Origin of the sequence: Lysinibacillus sp. FSL W8-0992 (assembly GCF_038008685.1) — a bacterium.
Classification (GTDB): domain Bacteria; phylum Bacillota; class Bacilli; order Bacillales_A; family Planococcaceae; genus Lysinibacillus.
Genome location: NZ_JBBOZQ010000001.1, coordinates 4,190,873 through 4,209,837 on the forward strand (window position 1 = coordinate 4,190,873; position 18,965 = coordinate 4,209,837).

20 protein-coding genes are annotated in these 18,965 nt (G+C 39.1%); all 20 read right to left on the minus strand.

The genetic code is table 11. From position 1 onward, the window contains the following. Positions 1-149: 149 nt before the first annotated feature. Positions 150-458, minus strand: coding sequence for an EscU/YscU/HrcU family type III secretion system export apparatus switch protein (locus tag NSQ74_RS20970; protein ID WP_340825865.1), 309 nt, complete (start codon positions 456-458; stop codon positions 150-152). Next, positions 455-2,350, minus strand: a complete 1,896-nt coding sequence (locus NSQ74_RS20975) for a hypothetical protein (protein ID WP_340825867.1) — start codon at positions 2,348-2,350, stop codon at positions 455-457. The genes NSQ74_RS20970 and NSQ74_RS20975 overlap by 4 nt, the downstream gene beginning before the upstream one ends. Positions 2,351-2,365: 15 nt before the next feature. After that, positions 2,366-3,121, minus strand: coding sequence for a ribonuclease HII (locus NSQ74_RS20980; RefSeq protein WP_340826525.1), 756 nt, complete (start codon positions 3,119-3,121; stop codon positions 2,366-2,368). Positions 3,122-3,235: 114 nt separating this feature from the next. Continuing rightward, the gene (gene ylqF, locus NSQ74_RS20985; protein WP_340825868.1) at positions 3,236-4,111 is read right to left on the minus strand and encodes a ribosome biogenesis GTPase YlqF; all 876 of its coding nucleotides are present in this window, start codon (positions 4,109-4,111) and stop codon (positions 3,236-3,238) included. A 139-nt stretch (positions 4,112-4,250) separates the two neighbouring features. Continuing rightward, complete coding sequence (gene lepB / locus NSQ74_RS20990) at positions 4,251-4,817, minus strand: signal peptidase I (RefSeq protein ID WP_173477780.1); 567 nt, start codon at positions 4,815-4,817, stop codon at positions 4,251-4,253. A 112-nt stretch (positions 4,818-4,929) separates the two neighbouring features. Beyond that, positions 4,930-5,274: a 50S ribosomal protein L19 gene (gene rplS / locus NSQ74_RS20995; protein ID WP_139860434.1), complete on the minus strand. Its 345-nt coding sequence runs from the start codon at positions 5,272-5,274 to the stop codon at positions 4,930-4,932. A 126-nt stretch (positions 5,275-5,400) separates the two neighbouring features. Beyond that, complete coding sequence (gene trmD / locus NSQ74_RS21000) at positions 5,401-6,129, minus strand: tRNA (guanosine(37)-N1)-methyltransferase TrmD (protein ID WP_340826527.1); 729 nt, start codon at positions 6,127-6,129, stop codon at positions 5,401-5,403. Beyond that, entirely contained in the window at positions 6,129-6,644 is a 516-nt protein-coding gene (gene rimM, locus NSQ74_RS21005) for a ribosome maturation factor RimM (protein WP_340825870.1), read from the minus strand. The genes trmD and rimM overlap by 1 nt, the downstream gene beginning before the upstream one ends. 229 nt (positions 6,645-6,873) lie before the next feature. Beyond that, complete coding sequence (locus NSQ74_RS21010; RefSeq protein ID WP_004269410.1) at positions 6,874-7,107, minus strand: KH domain-containing protein; 234 nt, start codon at positions 7,105-7,107, stop codon at positions 6,874-6,876. Between the two features lie 15 nt (positions 7,108-7,122). Continuing rightward, positions 7,123-7,395, minus strand: a complete 273-nt coding sequence (gene rpsP / locus NSQ74_RS21015) for a 30S ribosomal protein S16 (RefSeq protein WP_024362057.1) — start codon at positions 7,393-7,395, stop codon at positions 7,123-7,125. Positions 7,396-7,489: 94 nt separating this feature from the next. Then, complete coding sequence (gene ffh, locus NSQ74_RS21020) at positions 7,490-8,848, minus strand: signal recognition particle protein (RefSeq protein WP_340825871.1); 1,359 nt, start codon at positions 8,846-8,848, stop codon at positions 7,490-7,492. 12 nt (positions 8,849-8,860) lie between these two features. Beyond that, on the minus strand, positions 8,861-9,196 hold the full coding sequence (locus tag NSQ74_RS21025; protein ID WP_340825872.1) for a putative DNA-binding protein: 336 nt from the start codon (positions 9,194-9,196) through the stop codon (positions 8,861-8,863). Positions 9,197-9,395: 199 nt separating this feature from the next. Next, positions 9,396-10,655 (minus strand): signal recognition particle-docking protein FtsY, encoded by a 1,260-nt coding sequence (gene ftsY, locus NSQ74_RS21030; protein ID WP_340825873.1) that lies wholly within the window; start codon positions 10,653-10,655, stop codon positions 9,396-9,398. Then, on the minus strand, positions 10,652-14,233 hold the full coding sequence (smc, locus tag NSQ74_RS21035) for a chromosome segregation protein SMC (protein WP_340825874.1): 3,582 nt from the start codon (positions 14,231-14,233) through the stop codon (positions 10,652-10,654). Before smc ends, ftsY begins: the two co-directional genes overlap by 4 nt. Before the next feature lie 3 nt (positions 14,234-14,236). Beyond that, complete coding sequence (rnc, locus tag NSQ74_RS21040; RefSeq protein WP_401009494.1) at positions 14,237-15,001, minus strand: ribonuclease III; 765 nt, start codon at positions 14,999-15,001, stop codon at positions 14,237-14,239. Between the two features lie 299 nt (positions 15,002-15,300). After that, complete coding sequence (gene acpP, locus NSQ74_RS21045) at positions 15,301-15,537, minus strand: acyl carrier protein (protein ID WP_340825875.1); 237 nt, start codon at positions 15,535-15,537, stop codon at positions 15,301-15,303. 60 nt (positions 15,538-15,597) lie between these two features. Next, on the minus strand, positions 15,598-16,344 hold the full coding sequence (fabG, locus tag NSQ74_RS21050; RefSeq protein ID WP_340825876.1) for a 3-oxoacyl-[acyl-carrier-protein] reductase: 747 nt from the start codon (positions 16,342-16,344) through the stop codon (positions 15,598-15,600). After that, entirely contained in the window at positions 16,337-17,290 is a 954-nt protein-coding gene (gene fabD / locus NSQ74_RS21055; RefSeq protein ID WP_340825877.1) for an ACP S-malonyltransferase, read from the minus strand. The genes fabG and fabD overlap by 8 nt, the downstream gene beginning before the upstream one ends. A gap of 19 nt (positions 17,291-17,309) precedes the next feature. Next, positions 17,310-18,302: a phosphate acyltransferase PlsX gene (plsX, locus tag NSQ74_RS21060; protein ID WP_340825878.1), complete on the minus strand. Its 993-nt coding sequence runs from the start codon at positions 18,300-18,302 to the stop codon at positions 17,310-17,312. 2 nt (positions 18,303-18,304) lie between these two features. After that, on the minus strand, positions 18,305-18,877 hold the full coding sequence (fapR, locus tag NSQ74_RS21065) for a transcription factor FapR (RefSeq protein ID WP_340825879.1): 573 nt from the start codon (positions 18,875-18,877) through the stop codon (positions 18,305-18,307). Positions 18,878-18,965: the final 88 nt, after the last annotated feature.

An 18,965-nucleotide genomic window follows, 5' to 3' on the forward strand; every position in this document is an offset into this window, starting at 1 on the left:
TCCTCCCATCAAACATTTGCATAAAATTGTTTTACTAACATAATCTATTCTAACGAAACATTCTGATAAAGTCTACACTTTGTCTTTCGTTCAAAAATTCTCTAAAATTATGTCGTTTTCTTCTATTTTGTGTACTAAAACAGAGAATTCTAAAAATCAGAATACTTTATTTTTTCTATATTTTTGCTATGTTCTTGGTCTAAATGATATATAAATGCAAATACTTCTGCTACAGCTTGATATAATTCTTCAGGTATTGACTCATTTAAATCTAATTGTCCAAGTAATTGGACAAGGTTCGGATCCTCATAAATAGGCACGTTATGCTCATTTGCCCGTGCCAATATGTTTTCTGCCACCTTCCCTTTACCTTTTGCGACGACAGAGGGGCTATCAAATTGTCCTAGCTTATAAGTAAGGGCAATTGCTTCTTTACGAGTCTTTTTTTCTTCACTCATATACGGAAATCCACCCCACTATTTTCCTCCTGCTGTTGTACTACAGGGGGTGTTTTTTCTAGTTGGGCTTTTTCAAATTGTTTAATAAAGACTCCCGAAAGCTGATAATTTTTTTTTGCTAGACCTATTTTTAATGCTTCCTTTAGTGAATCTGCAGGCGGAATAATATTGGATTGCTCATTAAATACAGTAACTGTTACGACACGATTTTGAACTTGCATATCAATAACGGTTTCCTTCATTGATTCCATCTGTAAATAAAATAATATTCGCGCATAGTTAGCATCAATTTTTCCATCATCCTTCATACGCCCGTTCCACTGTAGTGTCGCGTCCATTTTCTTACCGAAAAATTCGAGTGGTACTTGCATTACAAGCTGGTGTTGATGACCATTTTCTCCTGACACGAGTTGCATACCATTCATACGTGTCATTAACATTTCTGCCGCTTCCTTTAACTGCGGTGTAACCTGCGCTTCTTGAAGCAACGTATGGAGCTGAGGCTTTAGTTGATGGGCAATCGTTTGTAAATCAGCTGATTTACTACTAAGGGCTGCCTCATAGCTAATACCTAGACTTTTTAATACTGTTTTAAGCGCATGTTCCATTGCCTTACTATCCATTGAATTTCTTACATGTGCATCAGCTTCTGTCAGCATTCGCTGAATCCCTGGATGTGGTGCTTCAATACTAGTCTTCACAAGATTACGCATTAGCGCTTCATTTTGTGCAGGCAAAGTTGGTTGTTGCTTAAACAACGATAATAAATGTTCTTTTACAGAAAGCCCATTAGCATCTTGCGTAAATAATCGCTCAGGTGTATTTTGAGCAAAAGCTTTGATTAGTTGCTCCTGCATTTGCTTTGCAAAAATCTCTAATGTTTGTTTATTAGTTGGTAATTGATTAAATCTATCAATCATTTGGTTCAGTTGTAGTTTTTGCTCATTCGTCAATAAACTTTGACTTGCTGTCCAAGACTTTAGCTGGTCAATAAGCTGAGCTTTATTTTCTGGTTTTGTTGCTAAAATAGTTTGGATTACTTGGCCAGCCTGCTGCAGTTGACCTTGTTGCACAGACTTTGCATCATTTAAAGACGTCCAATTTTGTAAAGTTGCCTGTTGCGGCAAAATGCCTGCTTCCTTTAATAAATTTAAAGCTTGTAAACGTTCACTCACAGAAGCAGCATTATTCGTTAAAAGTTGAATAGATTTTGCGAGCACTAATGCCCCCGTTTCTGCTTCGAATGGCTTTGCTATCGCTGTCACTTGTTGCATTAAATTTTGCTTCATATTTTCTTGCAGTACGGTATCCTTTGCTAATAGCTGTGTAAAGGTATCCATAATAGCCGTCATACCTGATGTTTTCTGCCCACTAACAAGCGCTTGGAATACATCTTGAAGCATCGGCATTTTCAGTTCGACCATTTTTTGTAGGGCTTGCAAGGCATCCATCTTTGTCACACCTTCGGGTAATGCCTTCATCCACATCTCCGCCTGAAGAAGCTGCTCCTTAGAAATCGGTATTTGTGCCTTTATAAAATGCGCTAACACCTGCTGCATTTCCGTCGATTTTGGCAAGTTCATCGAATCTAGTAGCTGATTTATTTGCTGGCTCGAGGAAACCCCTTGTCCCATTGGCCCTGTAACAACCTTTAACTCTGTTTGCGGACTTGTACCTGTTACTTGAAAGAAATGTGCATCCCCTGCTTTAAGCGGTACTTCAAGTTTAGCAATGAGTTTTTGATTACCAACCTGAATTTCTGCCGTTTGATCTGGATATAGTTGTTTAATCGTGCCATGAAATACTTGTCCTTGCTTTAATGCAAGCGGTTGATTGGCTTGCATTAGAGCAGTTGGTTGTGTTTGTATCGGATTAAACGATGTAGCTGTCATCTAAATACTCCTTTCTTACATGGATTTTATAGGTTCAAATGACTTTCGATGATGTATTGTTGGTCCGAATGTTTCAAGTGCCTCTAAATGTTGTTTCGTACCGTAGCCAGCATGTTGTGCAAAGCCATACATAGGGAAATCTTTATCCAATTGTTCCATATAATCATCCCTAGCAGTTTTTGCTAAAATAGAAGCCGCTGCAATCGCTAAGCTTTTAGCATCTCCTTTAATAATAGATTCCTGAGGAATAGCGATTGGTAGTGTCATTGCATCAACTAATACGAAATTAGGCTTAATAGACAATGATTCCACACTTGTTTTCATCGATTGCTTTGTCGCTTCGTAGATGTTCAATTCATCAATATTTTTTGCTGATTGAAAATGAATAAAATAACTAATAGCATGCTCTTTCACCAATGATGCAAAAGCGTTACGTTTTTCCTTTGTTAATTGCTTCGAATCATTTAATCCAACAAGAGCTTCACAGTTTTTTGGCAAAATAACAGCCGCCGTTACAACTGGTCCAGCTAATGGCCCACGTCCAGCTTCATCCACACCTGCAATCAATGCGTCGTTCCCACCATAGAGATGATCGAAGTCAATTTTTGCTTGATGTTCGTCAATTAGTTGTTGTTTTCTATCTTGGCGTTTTTTCCAACTAAGCCATGCTTTCTGCACACCTGCACGTTCATCGACTGCAACTGCTGTCATCCATTCTTGCCAATCCTCAGCCATTTTTAATGCTGCTGTAATCTCTTTAATCGTTTTCATCATTTTACTCCCTTTTTCTCACTCTATATCATTTATCGGCAACAACTACTATTCCTAAAAGAAAAACTGCCATGCTCACGTTTTATTGCGTGAGCATGGCAGTTTTTTTGCACATTATTGCTGTGTAGCTTCTTTTTCAAGCTGTTCGTCAACAAAGTCAAATGTTAGCTTTCCTAAAAGTAATCCACGAATATCACGAACGATAAGCTGTGCTACTTGATCATAATCGATTTCTCCACCTGCGCCAAAAACACGACGAAGCTTGCCAATATGGTCAAATGTTTCTACTAAATCCTCATGCATAAGTTGGAAACCATATCGTTCCTCCATGCGTTTAGGATAATGCGTCGATAAAAATCGCAACCCGTAAACAGCTAGATCTTCCATATTTGTAATGGTGTCTTTAATAGCGCCTGTTAATGCCAGCTTATAGCCGACTTCTTGATCTTCAAACTTTGGCCATAAAATCCCTGGTGTATCAAGCAATTCAAGTTCCTTACCGACCTTGATCCACTGTTGAGCCTTTGTCACACCTGGCATATTGCCTGTTTTCGCAATATTTTTCTTTGCTAATCGATTAATAAGTGTTGATTTCCCAACGTTCGGAATACCAACTATCATTGCACGGATTGCTCTTGGCTTCATTCCACGAGACTTCATTCGATCAAATTTTTCTTTTAAAATTTCCTGAGCTGCCTTCGTAACGAGTTGCAACCCTTTTCCTTCAAGAGAATTGATCGCCACCGCTTTATGACCATGCTTTGCAAAATACTCTACCCATTTGCGTGTTTCATGTTCATCTGCCATATCTGATTTATTTAAAATGAGAAGACGTGGCTTTTGATTAATAACCTCATCGATCATTGGATTTCTAGAAGATAGCGGCAAACGTGCATCAATTAATTCAAAAATAATATCTACTAGCTTTAATTTTTCCGTTACTTCACGGCGGGCCTTCGCCATATGCCCTGGAAACCATTGTATAGTCATTTCTATACCTCCTAAATAAGAAAAGCGCATTCGCCCAATTAACACGTACTAAACGTGCAGTGCAAATGCTTTAAAATCGAATAAGAAAACTTATGCTCTTAGACGTTAAGAAAGGGAGGGTTCGCCTCCCTTTCAAACATTACTTCACAATTTTAATATCGCTATACGGCCAGAAAATAAGGCTCGTATTACCTATGATTTCTTTTTGATCGACAATTCCAATATGACGGCTATCCTTACTATAACGACGATTATCCCCCATGACAAAAACATAGCCCTCTGGAATTACATCATTCAGTGATACATCAATGTCATTTAACGTAAAATCTTCCGTTAATGTACCCTCTGTAATTTTAGCTTTGTAGGCATCTAAATAAGGCTCGTCTATCGGTTCACCGTTAATGTATAGCTGATCGTCTTTATATTCTAACGTTTCACCTGGTAACCCAATTACACGTTTAATGTAGTTTTTTTGTTCTGGTGCATGGAACACAACAATATCAAAGCGCTTTGGTTCGCCAATTTTATAACCGATTTTATTCACAATCATTCGGTCGCCATCTTCAAGGGTTGGCATCATGGACTCACCATCAACTGCAATTGGTGTAAATAAAAAATAACGAATAACTGCTGCAATCGCAAATGCAATTAAAAGCGCCTTTGTCCATTCCCATAATTCATTCTTTTCTTTCACTTGTTTTTCCATTATGAATTGCCCCCTTGTCTATCCTCATCCTCATTTTAGATGATTATTATTTAAGATGACAAGCAAAAAGAAAAGGAGCTTGCAATACAAGCCCCTCACTTTTAAGTCATAATTATCGAATTTCTTTAATACGAGCAGCTTTACCACGTAGGTTACGTAGGTAGTAAAGTTTAGCACGACGTACTTTACCACGACGTACAACTTCTAAGTTAGCGATTTTGGGTGTGTGTACAGGGAATGTACGCTCAACACCTACACCGTAAGAAATTTTACGAACTGTGAAAGTTTCGCTAATACCGCCACCACGACGTTTGATAACTACACCTTCGTATACTTGGACACGTTCACGTGTACCCTCTACTACTTTCACGTGTACCTTAACAGTATCACCAGGACGGAAAGCAGGTAGATCAGTACGAAGCTGAGCTTTAGTAATTTCTGTAATAATGTTTGACATTGTTTTCTCTCCTTAGACAGATGCTCTTGCACGCAATCTATGCCACAGCGGAACACCGTAATTCAGCACTTCACATAGAAGTACAGAATAGATGTTATCACATATACTGCATGCAAGCAAGTATCTTTATAGTTCTTTTTTAAGTTTTTCTAAATACAATTTTTGCTTGTCTGTTAATGGATAATGCTCGAGTAGATCTGGGCGACGCTCGAATGTTCTTTTTAACGATTGTTCTTCGCGCCATTGCTCGATTTTCGCATGATTGCCCGATAATAATACTTCAGGTACTTGCATGCCTCGAAATTCAGCAGGTCGCGTATAATGCGGGTGTTCTAGCAGACCCGTTGAAAAGGAATCTTGAATATGGGAATCCTCTTGTCCTAAAACACCAGGTAAAAGCCGTACTACACTATCAATAACCGTCATTGCGCCTAACTCTCCACCTGTTAACACAAAATCTCCAATTGAAATTTCGTCGGTTACTAGGTGTTGACGAATGCGTTCATCATAGCCTTCATAGTGTCCACATAAAAACACTAATTCGCTTTCTTGCGCTAGCTCCTCAGCTTTTTTTTGGGTGAATCGTTCACCTTGCGGACACATTAAAATGATGCGTGGCTTTCTACCTGCTGTAATTGCCTCTACAGCGCTAAACATCGGTTCCGGCTTCAATACCATCCCTGCACCGCCACCATAAGGATAATCATCTACTTGATTATGCTTGTTGCCTGAAAATGCACGAATATCGGAAACTTCTAGCTTTACAGCACCTTTTTCCTGCGCTTTTTTTAGTATCGATGCTCCAAACACGCCAGAGAACATATCAGGAAACAGGCTTAACACATGAATATTCATCATAGCAAGCCTTCCATCACATAAATGACAATTTTCTTTTCTTCCACATCAATATTTTTTACGATGTCTTCAATATATGGAATGTAGTGTTCTTTTTTTGCACCTTTCACTACCCATACATCATTGGCACCTGTTTGCAGAATATCTTTCACTTCACCAATTGTTTCGCCTTCTTCAGATACAACTGTACAGCCAATAATGTCATGGAAGAAAAATTCATTTTCTTGTAATAAATCATCGGTCATTTGATCTTTCGTGATTTTCAGCATTCCTTCTTTGAACGGTTCGACAAAGTTGATATTATCCATGCCTTCAAATGTTAATAAAATAAAGTTTTTATGGCGGCGTACCGATTGAATTGTTACCCACGTTGGCTTTTTATCGTCTTTTTTAAACGCTGCAATCTTATTTCCCACCGCAAAGCGTTCTTCTTCAAAATCTGTAGTCGATAATATACGTACTTCACCACGGATACCGTGCGTGTTGACAATACGACCTACATTAAACCATTCCATCCATTTCACCTCTATAACGTTATATATCCGTACTATATAAAAAAAGGAAGGAACCAGCAAGCTCCCCCCTCTTCTATCCAGATTTTACGCTACACATTTACTGTCCCGTTGAATTCTAGCAACGTATGTAAGCATACTTGTTAGAATTCTTCAGTGCAAAATGGCCACATGTTGCATAGTTGCTACATTGTTACCTTCTCGCGTGTAAACGAGCGTGAAAATCTTTTTATCAATCCAATATATCGACGTAAGTCTTTTTTTGATGGTGACTACCTGCCGCTGAATAAACAATTGTACGAATCGCTTTCGCTACTCGCCCTTGTTTGCCTATGACTTTCCCTCGATCCTCTGGATGAACAAAAAGTTTATAAACAATTCGATTTGCATTTTCGTCCGTCTCAATACGAACTTCTTCTGGATAATCGACTAACGGTAAAACGATTGCTTCAATCAGCTGCTTCAAAGACGTCTCCCCCGATTATTTACTGAATTTTTGGTTATGGAATTTTTCCATGATACCTTGTTCTGAGAACAAGTTACGTACTGTATCTGATGGTTTTGCACCGTCAGCTAACCATTTAAGAGCTTTCTCTTCATCAATGTTTACAGTAGCTGGTTGAGTTAGTGGGTTGTAAGTACCAACTGTTTCGATTGAACGACCGTCACGTGGTGAACGAGCGTCTGCAACTACGATACGATAGAAAGGAGATTTTTTAGCTCCCATACGTTTTAAGCGAATTTTAACTGCCATTTTAATAGCACCTCCGAATAAGTTTCACACAAGATAGTATATTATCAATGTTTATGTTGTTTGTAAAGTGTTTTTTCTTAACACCTATAAAATATTATTTAAACAATGAATCAAAGCCAGGTAATTTCATCTTTTTCTTGCCTTTACCAGTAGCCATACCTGTCATTTGTTTCATCATTTTTTTCATTTCGTCAAATTGTTTTAACAAACGATTTACCTCTTGAATAGACGTACCTGAACCTTTTGCAATGCGTTTTTTACGGTTGCCGTTAATAATTTCAGGATTTGTCTTTTCAGCCTTTGTCATAGAGTAAATAATGGCTTCTACGCGGCCCATTTGCTTATCGTCTACTTTGACATTATCTAACCCTTTAATTTTGCCTGCGCCTGGTAGCATTTTTAATATTTCATCGAGCGGGCCCATTTTCTTCACTTGTTGTAATTGCTCAACAAAATCATCGAGTGTAAAGCTTTGCGTTTTGAACTTTTCTTCTAGTTCTTTCGCTTTTGCTTCATCGACGTTTGCCTGTGCCTTCTCAATTAGTGATAAAACGTCACCCATACCTAAAATACGAGATGCCATACGCTCTGGATGGAACGGTTCAAGAGCGTCCATTTTTTCACCCATACCGACAAATTTAATCGGTTTCTGTGTTACAGAACGGATTGATAATGCCGCACCACCACGTGTATCCCCATCGAGCTTAGTTAATACAACACCTGTAATGCCGACAGCCTCATTAAAGCTGTCCGCAACGTTTACGGCGTCCTGACCTGTCATAGCATCTACTACTAGGAATACTTCATCCGGCTCTTTAAGCGCACGAATATCCTTTAATTCTTGCATTAAATCCTCATCGATATGCAAGCGACCCGCAGTATCAATAATGACTACATCATGATGCTCTTCTTTTGCTAGTTCAATTGCCTGGCGCGCGATTTCAACTGGTGATACGTCTGTGCCTAAAGCAAAAACAGGTAAAGATAATTGCTTTCCTAATGTTTGTAATTGTTGAACCGCAGCAGGTCGATAAACGTCAGCAGCAACTAATAATGGTTTACGATTATATTTTTTACGTAAAACATTTGCTAATTTCCCAGAAGTTGTTGTTTTACCAGCACCTTGCAAACCGACCATCATAATGACAGTAGGTGGCTTCGTATTAAATTTAATCGGGCTTTGTTCGCCGCCCATCAGCTCCGTTAATTCGTCTTGAACGATTTTAATTACTTGTTGACCTGGTGTTAAGCTTTGCATAACGTCTACGCCAACAGCACGTTCACTTACCTTTTTAACGAATTCTTTGACTACTTTTAAGTTAACATCCGCCTCGATTAAAGCAAATCGGACTTCACGCATCATTTCTTTTACGTCTTGTTCCGATACTTTCCCTTTACCTTTAATCTTTTGGATCGTTCCTTGGAGTCGTTCCGCTAATCCTTCAAAAGCCACTGCTTTCGCCTCCTAATCCCATTCTTTCAACTGCTCAATAAGCGCCAATTGCTCCTCAACCGGCATACTTTTTTCCGTAATCCCAGCTGTAAGTCGCGCAAGCATTTGCGTGCGTTGTTGAAATTTTTCCAGTAAACATAGTTTTTCTTCATATTCTTCAAGCATCGCTTCAGTTCGACGAATATTATCATAAACAGCTTGACGTGAAATCCCATACGATTCAGCGATTTCTCCAAGTGAGTTATCGTCTAAATAATAGAGTTCCATATAACTTCTTTGCTTATCTGTTAATAATGCTTGATAAAAGTCGAAGAGAAAGTTCATGCGTGTTGTTTTTTCAAGTAGCATCGAGTTTCTCCCCCCGTTGTTTGTCATTTGTATCATAACGAAAAGCGCCCGTCTGTGTCAAGGTAATCTCCTTGTCTAAAAGCCTTCTATTAGCTGATTTAAGTAATCTTCCATCATTAGCTAGTATTTCTCTTTTAAACAACACATTTCACCTTTTTACAGTCGAGCGCCCATTCTATCCACTACAAAATAGCTATCGTTAATCTTCGCTATTTTGTAGCTCTTTATCTAAACCTTCTGCAAACAAGCCATATACATAACGTTCTGCATCAAATGGCTGTAAATCGTCCATCTTTTCACCAAGACCTACGAATTTCACAGGAATGTGCAATTTATTTCGAATGGCTAGCACAATACCACCCTTTGCAGTACCATCAAGTTTCGTCAAGACAATACCTGTTACGTTTGTTACTTCTTTAAACGTTTGAGCCTGCACAAGCGCATTTTGACCAGTAGTCGCATCTAGTGCTAACAATACCTCATGAGGTGCATTTGGTATTTCCCGCGAAATAACACGATGTACTTTTTCAAGCTCATTCATTAAGTTCACTTTGTTTTGTAGGCGACCCGCAGTATCACAAATTAATACGTCCGCTTTACGGTTTTTCGCAGCACGTATCGCATCATACATGACCGCTGCTGGATCCGAGCCTTCAGACTGCTTAATAACTTCACAGCCAACACGGTCTCCCCAAACTTGTAATTGATCAATCGCACCTGCACGGAACGTATCACCAGCTGCTAGTACAACCGTTTTACCTTCTGATTTTAGACGATGTGCCAATTTACCAATTGTTGTTGTTTTCCCGACACCGTTTACGCCAACAAATAAAATAACAGTTAGCTCACCATTAGGTTGCATATTTAGGTCAATTAAATCTTCTTCACCTTGCTCATAAATTTCTACAAGCTTTTCAGAAATAATTGCTTGGATACCGTTTGTATCTTTAATATTTTTACGCTGAACCTCGTAGCGTAATTTATCCATAAGCTCCATCACTGTTTCAAAGCCAACGTCTGCTTGTAATAATAAATCTTCTAGTTCTTCAAAGAAATCTTCGTCTACTTTGCGGTAACGTGCAACTAAATCATTGACCTTTGAAGTAAATGAATTTCGTGTTTTTTCAAGACCAGCTTTAAACTTTTGTGTAATGGACCAAGCAGAAGGTTTTTTTTCTGGTACTTCTTGCTCTACAACGGCGATCTCCAATACTTCTTCCTGTTTTTCTTCCTCTGCTATATCAGAAGCCTCTAAAACAGGTATGTCCTCACTTGGTGATTCCTCTAGCTTTTCTTCTACTTCTACTTCTACTTCTAAGTTAGTTGTTTCAAGCAAGGCAGGCTCAGCTGTGTCTTCAAGCTGTAAATCGGCTGACTGCTCGTCACCTGTAGTTTCTACTTTTTCTTCTTCTGTCGGATTTCCAATTAACTTATCTTTTAAACGTTTAAAAAAACTCATGCTTGTTCGCTCCTTTGCTCCGCAAGTACGGGTTCATCTTCTAATTTTACTGATACAAGTTTTGATACACCTGATTCCTGCATCGTAATGCCATACAGTACGTCAGCTCCCTCCATTGTACCTTTACGATGTGTAATGACAATAAATTGGGTATTGCGACTAAACTTCTTCAAGTATTCGCTGTATCGAACAACATTTGCCTCATCTAATGCCGCTTCTACTTCATCGAGAATACAAAACGGCACAGGTCTAATATTTAAAATGGAGAATAGTAAAGCAATCGCAGTAAGTGCACGTTCACCACCAGAAAGCAAACTTAAATTTTGTAGCTTTTTACCAGGTGGTTGTGCAACAATTTCAATGCCTGTTTCAAGCATATTGTTTGGATCTAGTAATACTAAATCCGCTTGACCCCCACCAAATAATTCGCGGAATACATGTTTGAATTGCTCACGAATGGCAAAAAACGTCTCACTAAAGCGCAATGTCATTTCTTCATCCATTTCTTTAATTGCTTCGTGTAAAGTATCTTGCGCTGCAAGTAAATCCTCACGCTGCTCTGTTAAAAAAGAATGACGCTCTTGGACACGCTCAAATTCATCAATTGCACTTAAATTCACAGGACCTAATTCTTCAATGGACTTTTTCAATAGCTTGACACGACGTCGCATGTGCTCTTCATCTTCAATTGATAAGGCTACTTCCATTGCTTCTTCTAACGTTAGTTGATAGTTTTCTTCGAGCTGATTATTATAATTATTCATCTCAAATTCTACGCGGCTTCGCTTTAATTCATTCGCACGTATTGCTTCAATGAAGCCTTTATGTATACGTTGCAATTCCTTTAGCTGCTCTTCTAACGTTGTTAGCTCTAGTTGTTGGGCTGCTTTTTTATCTTTTTTCTGTGAAATTGTAACTTGTAACGTTTCTCTTCTTGCTTTCCAAGTTGTGACTTGCTCCTCAACTTCTTCATCACTCAACAGTTTTGTCGATTCATCGGATTGAAGCCATATTATTTCCTGAGAAATATTGTCGACTTTTTGTCGAGCTTTGTTTAATTGGAGAGCAAGGTCTGCCGTTGCAATTTGTACTTGGGACATTTGCTCCTGCATAACCGCTAATTGTGAACGTTTTTCTGCAGTCTGCTCACGAAGAACATCCTTTTCCGTTTCACTTTGTAATTTAACTTTACCTAGCTGCTCTACAGTTTCATTAATCGCCACTAACTCTATTGCAAGAGCTGCTAAACGCGTCGTTGCTGCTTCCTTTTGAGCAAGCAGTGCTTCTTCACGTGTCTTCACATCCTGCGTTTCATTGGAAGCATATGACACTCGGGCTGACAAGCTTTTTTCAACAACTTCTAATTCCCGAATCCGACTTGCCTGTTGCATCTCTTCTTTACGTAGCTGTTCGCCTTCTAGTTTTAATTGTTCCACTGCGTCACGCAATGTTGCCAATGTTTCCTTTTCAGTCGCTACAGCCTGTTCTGCACTATAAATGGTTGTTTCTAGCGCTTCTAGTTTAGCAATTAGACCATCTAGCTCCGCTTTTCTCGTAAATAGTGAAGATTGTTGTTTGGCAGCACCACCCGTTAAAGAACCCCCAGCATTAACAATATCTCCTTCGAGTGTTACTACACGATAGCGGAAACCACATAAGCGTGCAATTTGGCTAGCACCTTCTAAATTGGCTGCCACGATGACATTGCCAAGTAAATTTTCTACAATGGAGCGATTATCTTCATCGAACGTCACCAGTGCATCTGCCATTTGCACGAATGCTGGATGCTCAGTCGCAAGCTGTATCGATGATAAATTAATTTTGCGCGATTTCATGACCGTTTTCGGTAAAAATGTCGCTCGACCTGCTCTTTTTTGTTTTAACCATTTGATTGCCTGTTGAGCATTCTGTTCATTCGACGTCACGATATGCTGTGATGCAGCACCTAAAGCTGTTTCAATCGCTTGTGAATATTTACCGTTAACCTGAATTAATTCTGCAACCGCGCCTTCAATACCGAATAATTCACCTTTGTCACGGGCCAGTAATACTTCCTTAACTCCGTGGAAGAAGCCTGAGAAGTCTGCTTCTAATTCTGCTAATGTGTCTTTTCTAGCTTTTAATTGTTGCTGATGCTGATAAGCCTTGTATAGCATTTCTTGCTTATCGCTAAAGGAACTATTCACTTTTTTAAACTGAATTTGCAATGCTTCATATTGCTCTAGCTTTTGTTGCAGTTCAGTCGTTGTTGCAGTATATGTGCCAACAAGCGATTCTTTCTCAGTCACAACTTCAATAAGCTCTTGCCCAATTTCATCCGTTTGGTCGGTCATTCGCGCAGCCATCGCTTTTTGTTGCGATAGTTGTTGATCGATATTTTTCAATTCATTTTTTACTGTTGCTTCTTCATTTAACGAATCGATATAACGGTTTTTATGCTCTTCAATTTCTTGTTCTATCTCTGTAACAGAACGATTTAATGATTGCTCTAATTGCTTAATAATTTGCTTTAAAGTTAAAACTTCTTGTTGCTTTTCAGTAAACAACTGTTTCTTCTCAAGCTCTTGAGCGGTTAGGTCCTCTACTTCATTTTTCGCTTCTTGTAATGATGCATTTAACTGCTGTAATTGGTTCGTTGCATTTTGACGCTTTTCAGCCATTAAAGCTTTACGACCATCCCAACGCTCCATTTCCATTGTTGCATCAACAAGCTCCGATTGAGCAGCATCCAGCTCCACATCAAGCTCTTTTAAATGTTTACGAATAGCTGTAGATTGTGTTTCTAAAGCTTGAATATTACTAGCATGTTTTTGCTCTGTTTCAGATAGTTGCGTATATTCTTCTTTCAATGCATGCAAAGATTGTGCACAATTTTTTAAATCGTGCACAAGAATCGCAATATCAAAATCCTTCAGCTCCGTGGACATTTGCACATAATCTCTTGCGCTAGAAGCTTGTATTTGCAAAGGCTCCAAACGGCTATCTAACTCGTGCAAAATATCTAAAACACGGTATAAGTTTTCATCTGTTTCTACTAATTTATGCTCAGCTTTTTTCTTTCGAAGCTTGTATTTTAATACACCAGCTGCCTCTTCAAATATTGAGCGGCGGTCGTCAGGGCGGCTATTTAAAATTTCATCGACACGGCCTTGCGAAATAATTGAAAAAGCCTCTTTCCCAAGTCCTGAGTCCATAAACAAGTCCGTAATATCCTTCAGGCGACACTGCTGGTTATTTAATAAATATTCACTATCACCTGAACGGTATACGCGTCTTGTTACGCTTACCTCTGTATAAGAAAAAGCAAGCTGCTCATCAGTATTATCTAAAATTAATGTTACCTCTGCAAAGTTTAGTGGCTTTCGAGAGTCACTCCCAGCAAAAATAACATCTTCCATTTTTGCCCCACGCAACGACTTTGCCGATTGCTCCCCGAGTACCCAACGAATAGCATCAGTTACATTACTTTTCCCACTGCCGTTAGGTCCAACAACAGCTGTAACTCCTGGTACAAAATCAATACCAATGCGCTCCGCAAAAGATTTAAAGCCAATCACTTCGAGTCGTTTTAGGAACATCTATTAAGCCTCCTCTTTAGCAGAATGCTCACGCATCATACGCATAGCGCATTGTGCTGCTTGTTGTTCAGCTTCTTTTTTCGATTTTCCTCTACCGATTCCAAGCTCTTGTCCATTTAATAGCACGCTCGATACAAAGGTACGGTTATGCGCTGGGCCCTTTTCATCGATAATCTCATAATGAAGAAGACCGTTGTTTGTTTGCTGTACCATTTCTTGTAACTGGCTTTTGAAATCCATCACATGCGAAAAAGCACCGACTTCTACTTTTGGGAACACGATTCGTTCTAAAAACGTCACGACCGTTTGCAAATCCTGATCTAAATAAAGAGCACCCACAAATGATTCAAAAACATCTGCAAGTAGCGCTGGGCGTTCCCGTCCTCCTGTTAATTCTTCACCTTTTCCAAGCAATACAAAGCGACCAAAGCCTAATTCATTTGCAAAAATAACAAGTGATGGCTCACAAACAATCGATGCGCGCAGTTTTGTTAATTCGCCCTCGCTCATATGCGGGTATTTCTCAAAAAGGTATTTAGAAACAGATAGTTCAAGTACTGCGTCGCCTAAAAATTCGAGACGCTCATTATCCGTAAACAATTTACGGCGATGCTCATTCACATAAGATGAATGCGTGAATGCTTGATACAATAAATTTTTATTAATAAATGTGATATTTAATTCATGCTGTAACAGCTCGAATTGATTGCGTACCTTTTCAGGAAGTACGCCTGATTTCTGCATAGTTCCTTTTCTTCTCATAGCCATTGAACAATCTGCCTTCCTAATAGTTTCTACCGTCTTAGTGTACCTTTTTCAAGGCATTTATGCAAAAGTATTTCGGCTGAAATACAATGTTTTGGAAGTTTTAACGTAATTTTTTAACAAAAATAAAAAAAGGCACGCAAATCGTTCGAAAAACGAACCATTTCGTACCTTTAAAATACATCAAAGCATAAAATGCTTTTGCGATTATGCTTTGATGTAAGTATTACAATGTAATCAGATTTTTAATATGCAACCTCAAAAGGCTGCGTTCGAAATCTATAACATCTGCCAAGAGGCGATTAGTTAATTTTACCTTCGATGTATGAAATAGCAGAACCTACTGTTGTGATTTTTTCAGCATCTTCATCAGAAATTTCCATATCGAATTCGTCTTCAAGCTCCATAACAAGCTCAACAACGTCTAATGAGTCAGCACCTAAATCATCACGGAAAGAAGCTTCTAATGTTACTTCACTTTCTTCAACACCTAAACGGTCCACGATTACTTTTGTTACGCGTTCTAATACTGTAGTCAAAACTTTCACCTCCCCTCAAATGATTATACAAAAAATTTATATTTATGCTATAGCATAATATTACATTACCATGCCACCGTCAATATGTAGCGTTTGGCCTGTCATATAGTTTGCATCATCAGAAGCTAAAAACACAACAGCTTTCGCAATATCCTCTGGCTGCCCTAGTTTAGCAAGCGGAATTTGCGTAAGCATACCTTGTTTTAAATCTTCTGGAAGCTGTTCAGTCATTTCTGTTTCAATAAAGCCTGGTGCAATCGCATTAACTAAAATATTACGTGATGCAAGTTCCTTAGCAGTTGTTTTTGTTAAGCCAATTACGCCCGCTTTTGCCGCTACATAGTTAGCTTGCCCAGCATTGCCTGCTACTCCAACGATAGAAGAAATATTGATAATACGTCCTGCACGTTGCTTCATCATTTGACGAGTTACAGCTTTTGTACAAAGGAATACACCTTTTAAGTTTGTATTAAGAACATCGTCCCATTCTTCTTCCTTCATTCGCATTAATAAATTATCGCGTGTAATACCTGCATTATTAACTAAAATATCAAGTGAACCAAATGTTTTGACTGCTGCATCCATTAAAGCAGTTACTTCTTCTGTTTTTGAAACACTTGCCTGTACAGCAAGCGCTTCGCCACCATTTGCTTGAATTGCCGCAACAACTTCTTCTGCTTTTGCTTGTGAGCCACTATAGTTTACGATAACCTTTGCACCTTCGTCAGCAAGCTTTAACGCAATCGCACGTCCGATTCCTCGTGAAGCACCTGTTACAACTGCAACTTTACCTTCTAATTTACGCATTGATTGACCACTCCTTCGACGCTTCTAATACTGCTTCTAATGAAGCTTCATCATATACACAATACGTTGCTACTGAACGATCTATTTTCTTTACTAAGCCACTTAAAACTTTACCAGGTCCACACTCGATGAAAACATCGACGCCTTGAGCGATCATTTCACGAACTGATGCTTCCCATTGTACAGCGCTATAAACCTGTTCCACTAATTCCTGTTGAATAGCCGGTACATCTAGCAATTCTTTCGCTTTAACGTTGCCAATTACAGGAATTTGTGGTGTTGATAACGTAATATCTGCTAATGTTGCTTGTAATTGACTAGACGATGGTCGCATTAATTCTGAATGGAAAGGTCCACTTACTACTAATGGAATCGCGCGTTTAGCACCCGCTTCTTTAGCAGCGACTGAAGCCTTGTCAACGCCTTCTTTTGTTCCAGAAATAACGATTTGTCCTGGACAGTTAACGTTTGCAACTTGTACTACATCGCCATTAGCAGTTACTTTTTCAGTTACTTCATGCAATGCATCAAGCTCCATCCCAAGAATAGCAGCCATTGCACCTTGCCCTGCTGGCACCGCTTCGTTCATAAATAAACCACGTTTATGAACAATAGCAACAGCATCTTCAAACGATAAAACGCCTGCGATAACTAATGCACCATATTCTCCAAGTGAGTGCCCAGCTGCATAATTCGGTGTAATGCCTGCAGCACGTAATTTTTCAGCGACCATAACACCTGTCGTTAATAACGCTGGCTGTGCATGATATGTTAGCGTTAACTCTTCAGCAGGTCCCTCTAACATTAATTTAGACAAGTCAAACCCAAGTGTCTTGTCAGCATTTTCGTAAAAGGCTTTACTTTCTTGCGAGTTGCTTACAAATTCTTGGCCCATACCAACCGCTTGAGAGCCTTGGCCTGGAAATATAAATGCGATTTTCGTCATTTCTTATTAATCCCCTTTGTTAGTCAATTTCTAAGTGACGTACTGTATCTGTTATCGTTGAAATAACTGTATGCTCTACCATTGTATTTGCCTGACGTATTGCACTGAAGATTGCCTTTGCATTCGATGATCCATGTGCTTTAATAACAGGCGCTTGTAAACCAAACAAACCTGCACCGCCATACTCTGTGTAGTCCATTTTATTTTTTAAGTCACGTAAATTACTTTTCATAAGTACTGCTGAAATTTTTGTTTTTGTAGAAGACATAAAGGCCTCTTTTAACATCGTAAACAATGCCCCTGCTGTTCCCTCTATCGACTTCAACACCATATTGCCTGTAAATCCATCTGTTACAACAACATCAGCAACACCATCGAGTAAATCACGCGCCTCGACATTGCCGACAAAATTCAAGTCCGCTTCTTTTAGTAAATCAAAAGTTGCTTTTGTTAAGTCATTTCCTTTTTTATCTTCTGTTCCGATATTTAACAGTCCAATACGTGGCTTTTGTAGACCGCCTACTTTTTTAGCGTAAATATCACCCATAATCGCATATTGCAGTAAATGCTCTGGTCGTGCATCCGCATTTGCCCCAAGGTCTAGCATTAAAAAACCTTTACCATCAAGCGTCGGCAATGTCGTAGCTAAAGCTGGTCGTGCAATTCCTTCTATACGGCCTACCTTAAACAAACCACCTGCCATTAGTGCACCTGTATTGCCGGCTGAAAGACATGCATCAGCTGTGCCTTCTTCAACCGCATCCATCATTTTTGCCATTGATGAATCCTTTTTACGTCGTACAGCACGTGCAGGATCATCCGTCCCTTCGACCACTTCTTCACAGTGGATAACTGTTAAGCGATCGTGCATTTTTAAAAATGGGTCGAGCTTTTCTTGCTGTCCATATAATTGAATTTCCAAATTTGGAATTTGTTCTAATGCTAATAATGCACCTTCCACTACTGATTTCGGTGCATTGTCGCCACCCATTCCATCAAGTGCTAATTTCATTATTATTCACCTTTACCTTTCGTGCGGTACATATCAAATTCACCAACAAAAACAGTTTCACCATTCACAGTAGATATAATCTCTACTTTCGTACGATGGCGTTCATCATCTCTTCCGACAACAACCGCCTTAGTTATAACACGATTTCCGGCTCTTACAGGTTTCACAAAAGTAATATTGGAGTGCACTGTTAAGGCCAGCTCATCATCAATAACCGCTACAGCTAATGAGTTTGCTTGTGCAAATAAATGATGTCCACGCGCGATGCCATTGCGCTGAAAAACATGCTCTTCTTTTACATCAAATATAGATAATGCACGATTATCTAGTTCTATATCAATAATTTCACCGATTACTTCATCAATCGGTAATGATTTCACTTCATTTTCATATGTTTTCGAAGCCACATCTTTAATTCGTTCACGTAATTCTGGAATTGCTAATTCCATACGATCTAAACGAATTGTTTGAACACTTACCTGAAACTCCGACGCTAGTTGTTCATCTGTGACGAATGGATTTTCCGCAATCGTTTCAGATAATAATCGCTGTCGCTCTTTTTTCGTTCGTCTCAACGTCATTCGCCACCTTTTGAGTTGTTATTAGCACTTGGTACTAATATCAGTATATAGAGTATAAAAAAAGAATGCAAGACTTGTTTTC

What these genes read in the sequence shown, in the direction of transcription:
- plsX (WP_340825878.1), bottom strand. Translation starts at nt 18,302, where the DNA reads ATGAAATTAGCACTTGATGGAATGGGTGGCGACAATGCACCGAAATCA.
- NSQ74_RS20975 (WP_340825867.1), bottom strand. Translation starts at nt 2,350, where the DNA reads ATGACAGCTACATCGTTTAATCCGATACAAACACAACCAACTGCTCTA.
- NSQ74_RS21025 (WP_340825872.1), bottom strand. Translation starts at nt 9,196, where the DNA reads ATGCTACTTGAAAAAACAACACGCATGAACTTTCTCTTCGACTTTTAT.
- rnc (WP_401009494.1), bottom strand. Translation starts at nt 15,001, where the DNA reads ATGGCTATGAGAAGAAAAGGAACTATGCAGAAATCAGGCGTACTTCCT.
- fabD (WP_340825877.1), bottom strand. Translation starts at nt 17,290, where the DNA reads ATGACGAAAATCGCATTTATATTTCCAGGCCAAGGCTCTCAAGCGGTT.
- rpsP (WP_024362057.1), bottom strand. Translation starts at nt 7,395, where the DNA reads ATGGCAGTTAAAATTCGCTTAAAACGTATGGGAGCTAAAAAATCTCCT.
- rplS (WP_139860434.1), bottom strand. Translation starts at nt 5,274, where the DNA reads ATGTCAAACATTATTACAGAAATTACTAAAGCTCAGCTTCGTACTGAT.
- lepB (WP_173477780.1), bottom strand. Translation starts at nt 4,817, where the DNA reads ATGGAAAAACAAGTGAAAGAAAAGAATGAATTATGGGAATGGACAAAG.
- smc (WP_340825874.1), bottom strand. Translation starts at nt 14,233, where the DNA reads ATGTTCCTAAAACGACTCGAAGTGATTGGCTTTAAATCTTTTGCGGAG.
- rimM (WP_340825870.1), bottom strand. Translation starts at nt 6,644, where the DNA reads ATGGAATGGTTTAATGTAGGTCGTATTGTCAACACGCACGGTATCCGT.
- fabG (WP_340825876.1), bottom strand. Translation starts at nt 16,344, where the DNA reads ATGCGTAAATTAGAAGGTAAAGTTGCAGTTGTAACAGGTGCTTCACGA.
- NSQ74_RS20980 (WP_340826525.1), bottom strand. Translation starts at nt 3,121, where the DNA reads ATGAAAACGATTAAAGAGATTACAGCAGCATTAAAAATGGCTGAGGAT.
- trmD (WP_340826527.1), bottom strand. Translation starts at nt 6,129, where the DNA reads ATGAATATTCATGTGTTAAGCCTGTTTCCTGATATGTTCTCTGGCGTG.
- NSQ74_RS20970 (WP_340825865.1), bottom strand. Translation starts at nt 458, where the DNA reads ATGAGTGAAGAAAAAAAGACTCGTAAAGAAGCAATTGCCCTTACTTAT.
- ftsY (WP_340825873.1), bottom strand. Translation starts at nt 10,655, where the DNA reads ATGAGTTTTTTTAAACGTTTAAAAGATAAGTTAATTGGAAATCCGACA.
- ylqF (WP_340825868.1), bottom strand. Translation starts at nt 4,111, where the DNA reads ATGACTATACAATGGTTTCCAGGGCATATGGCGAAGGCCCGCCGTGAA.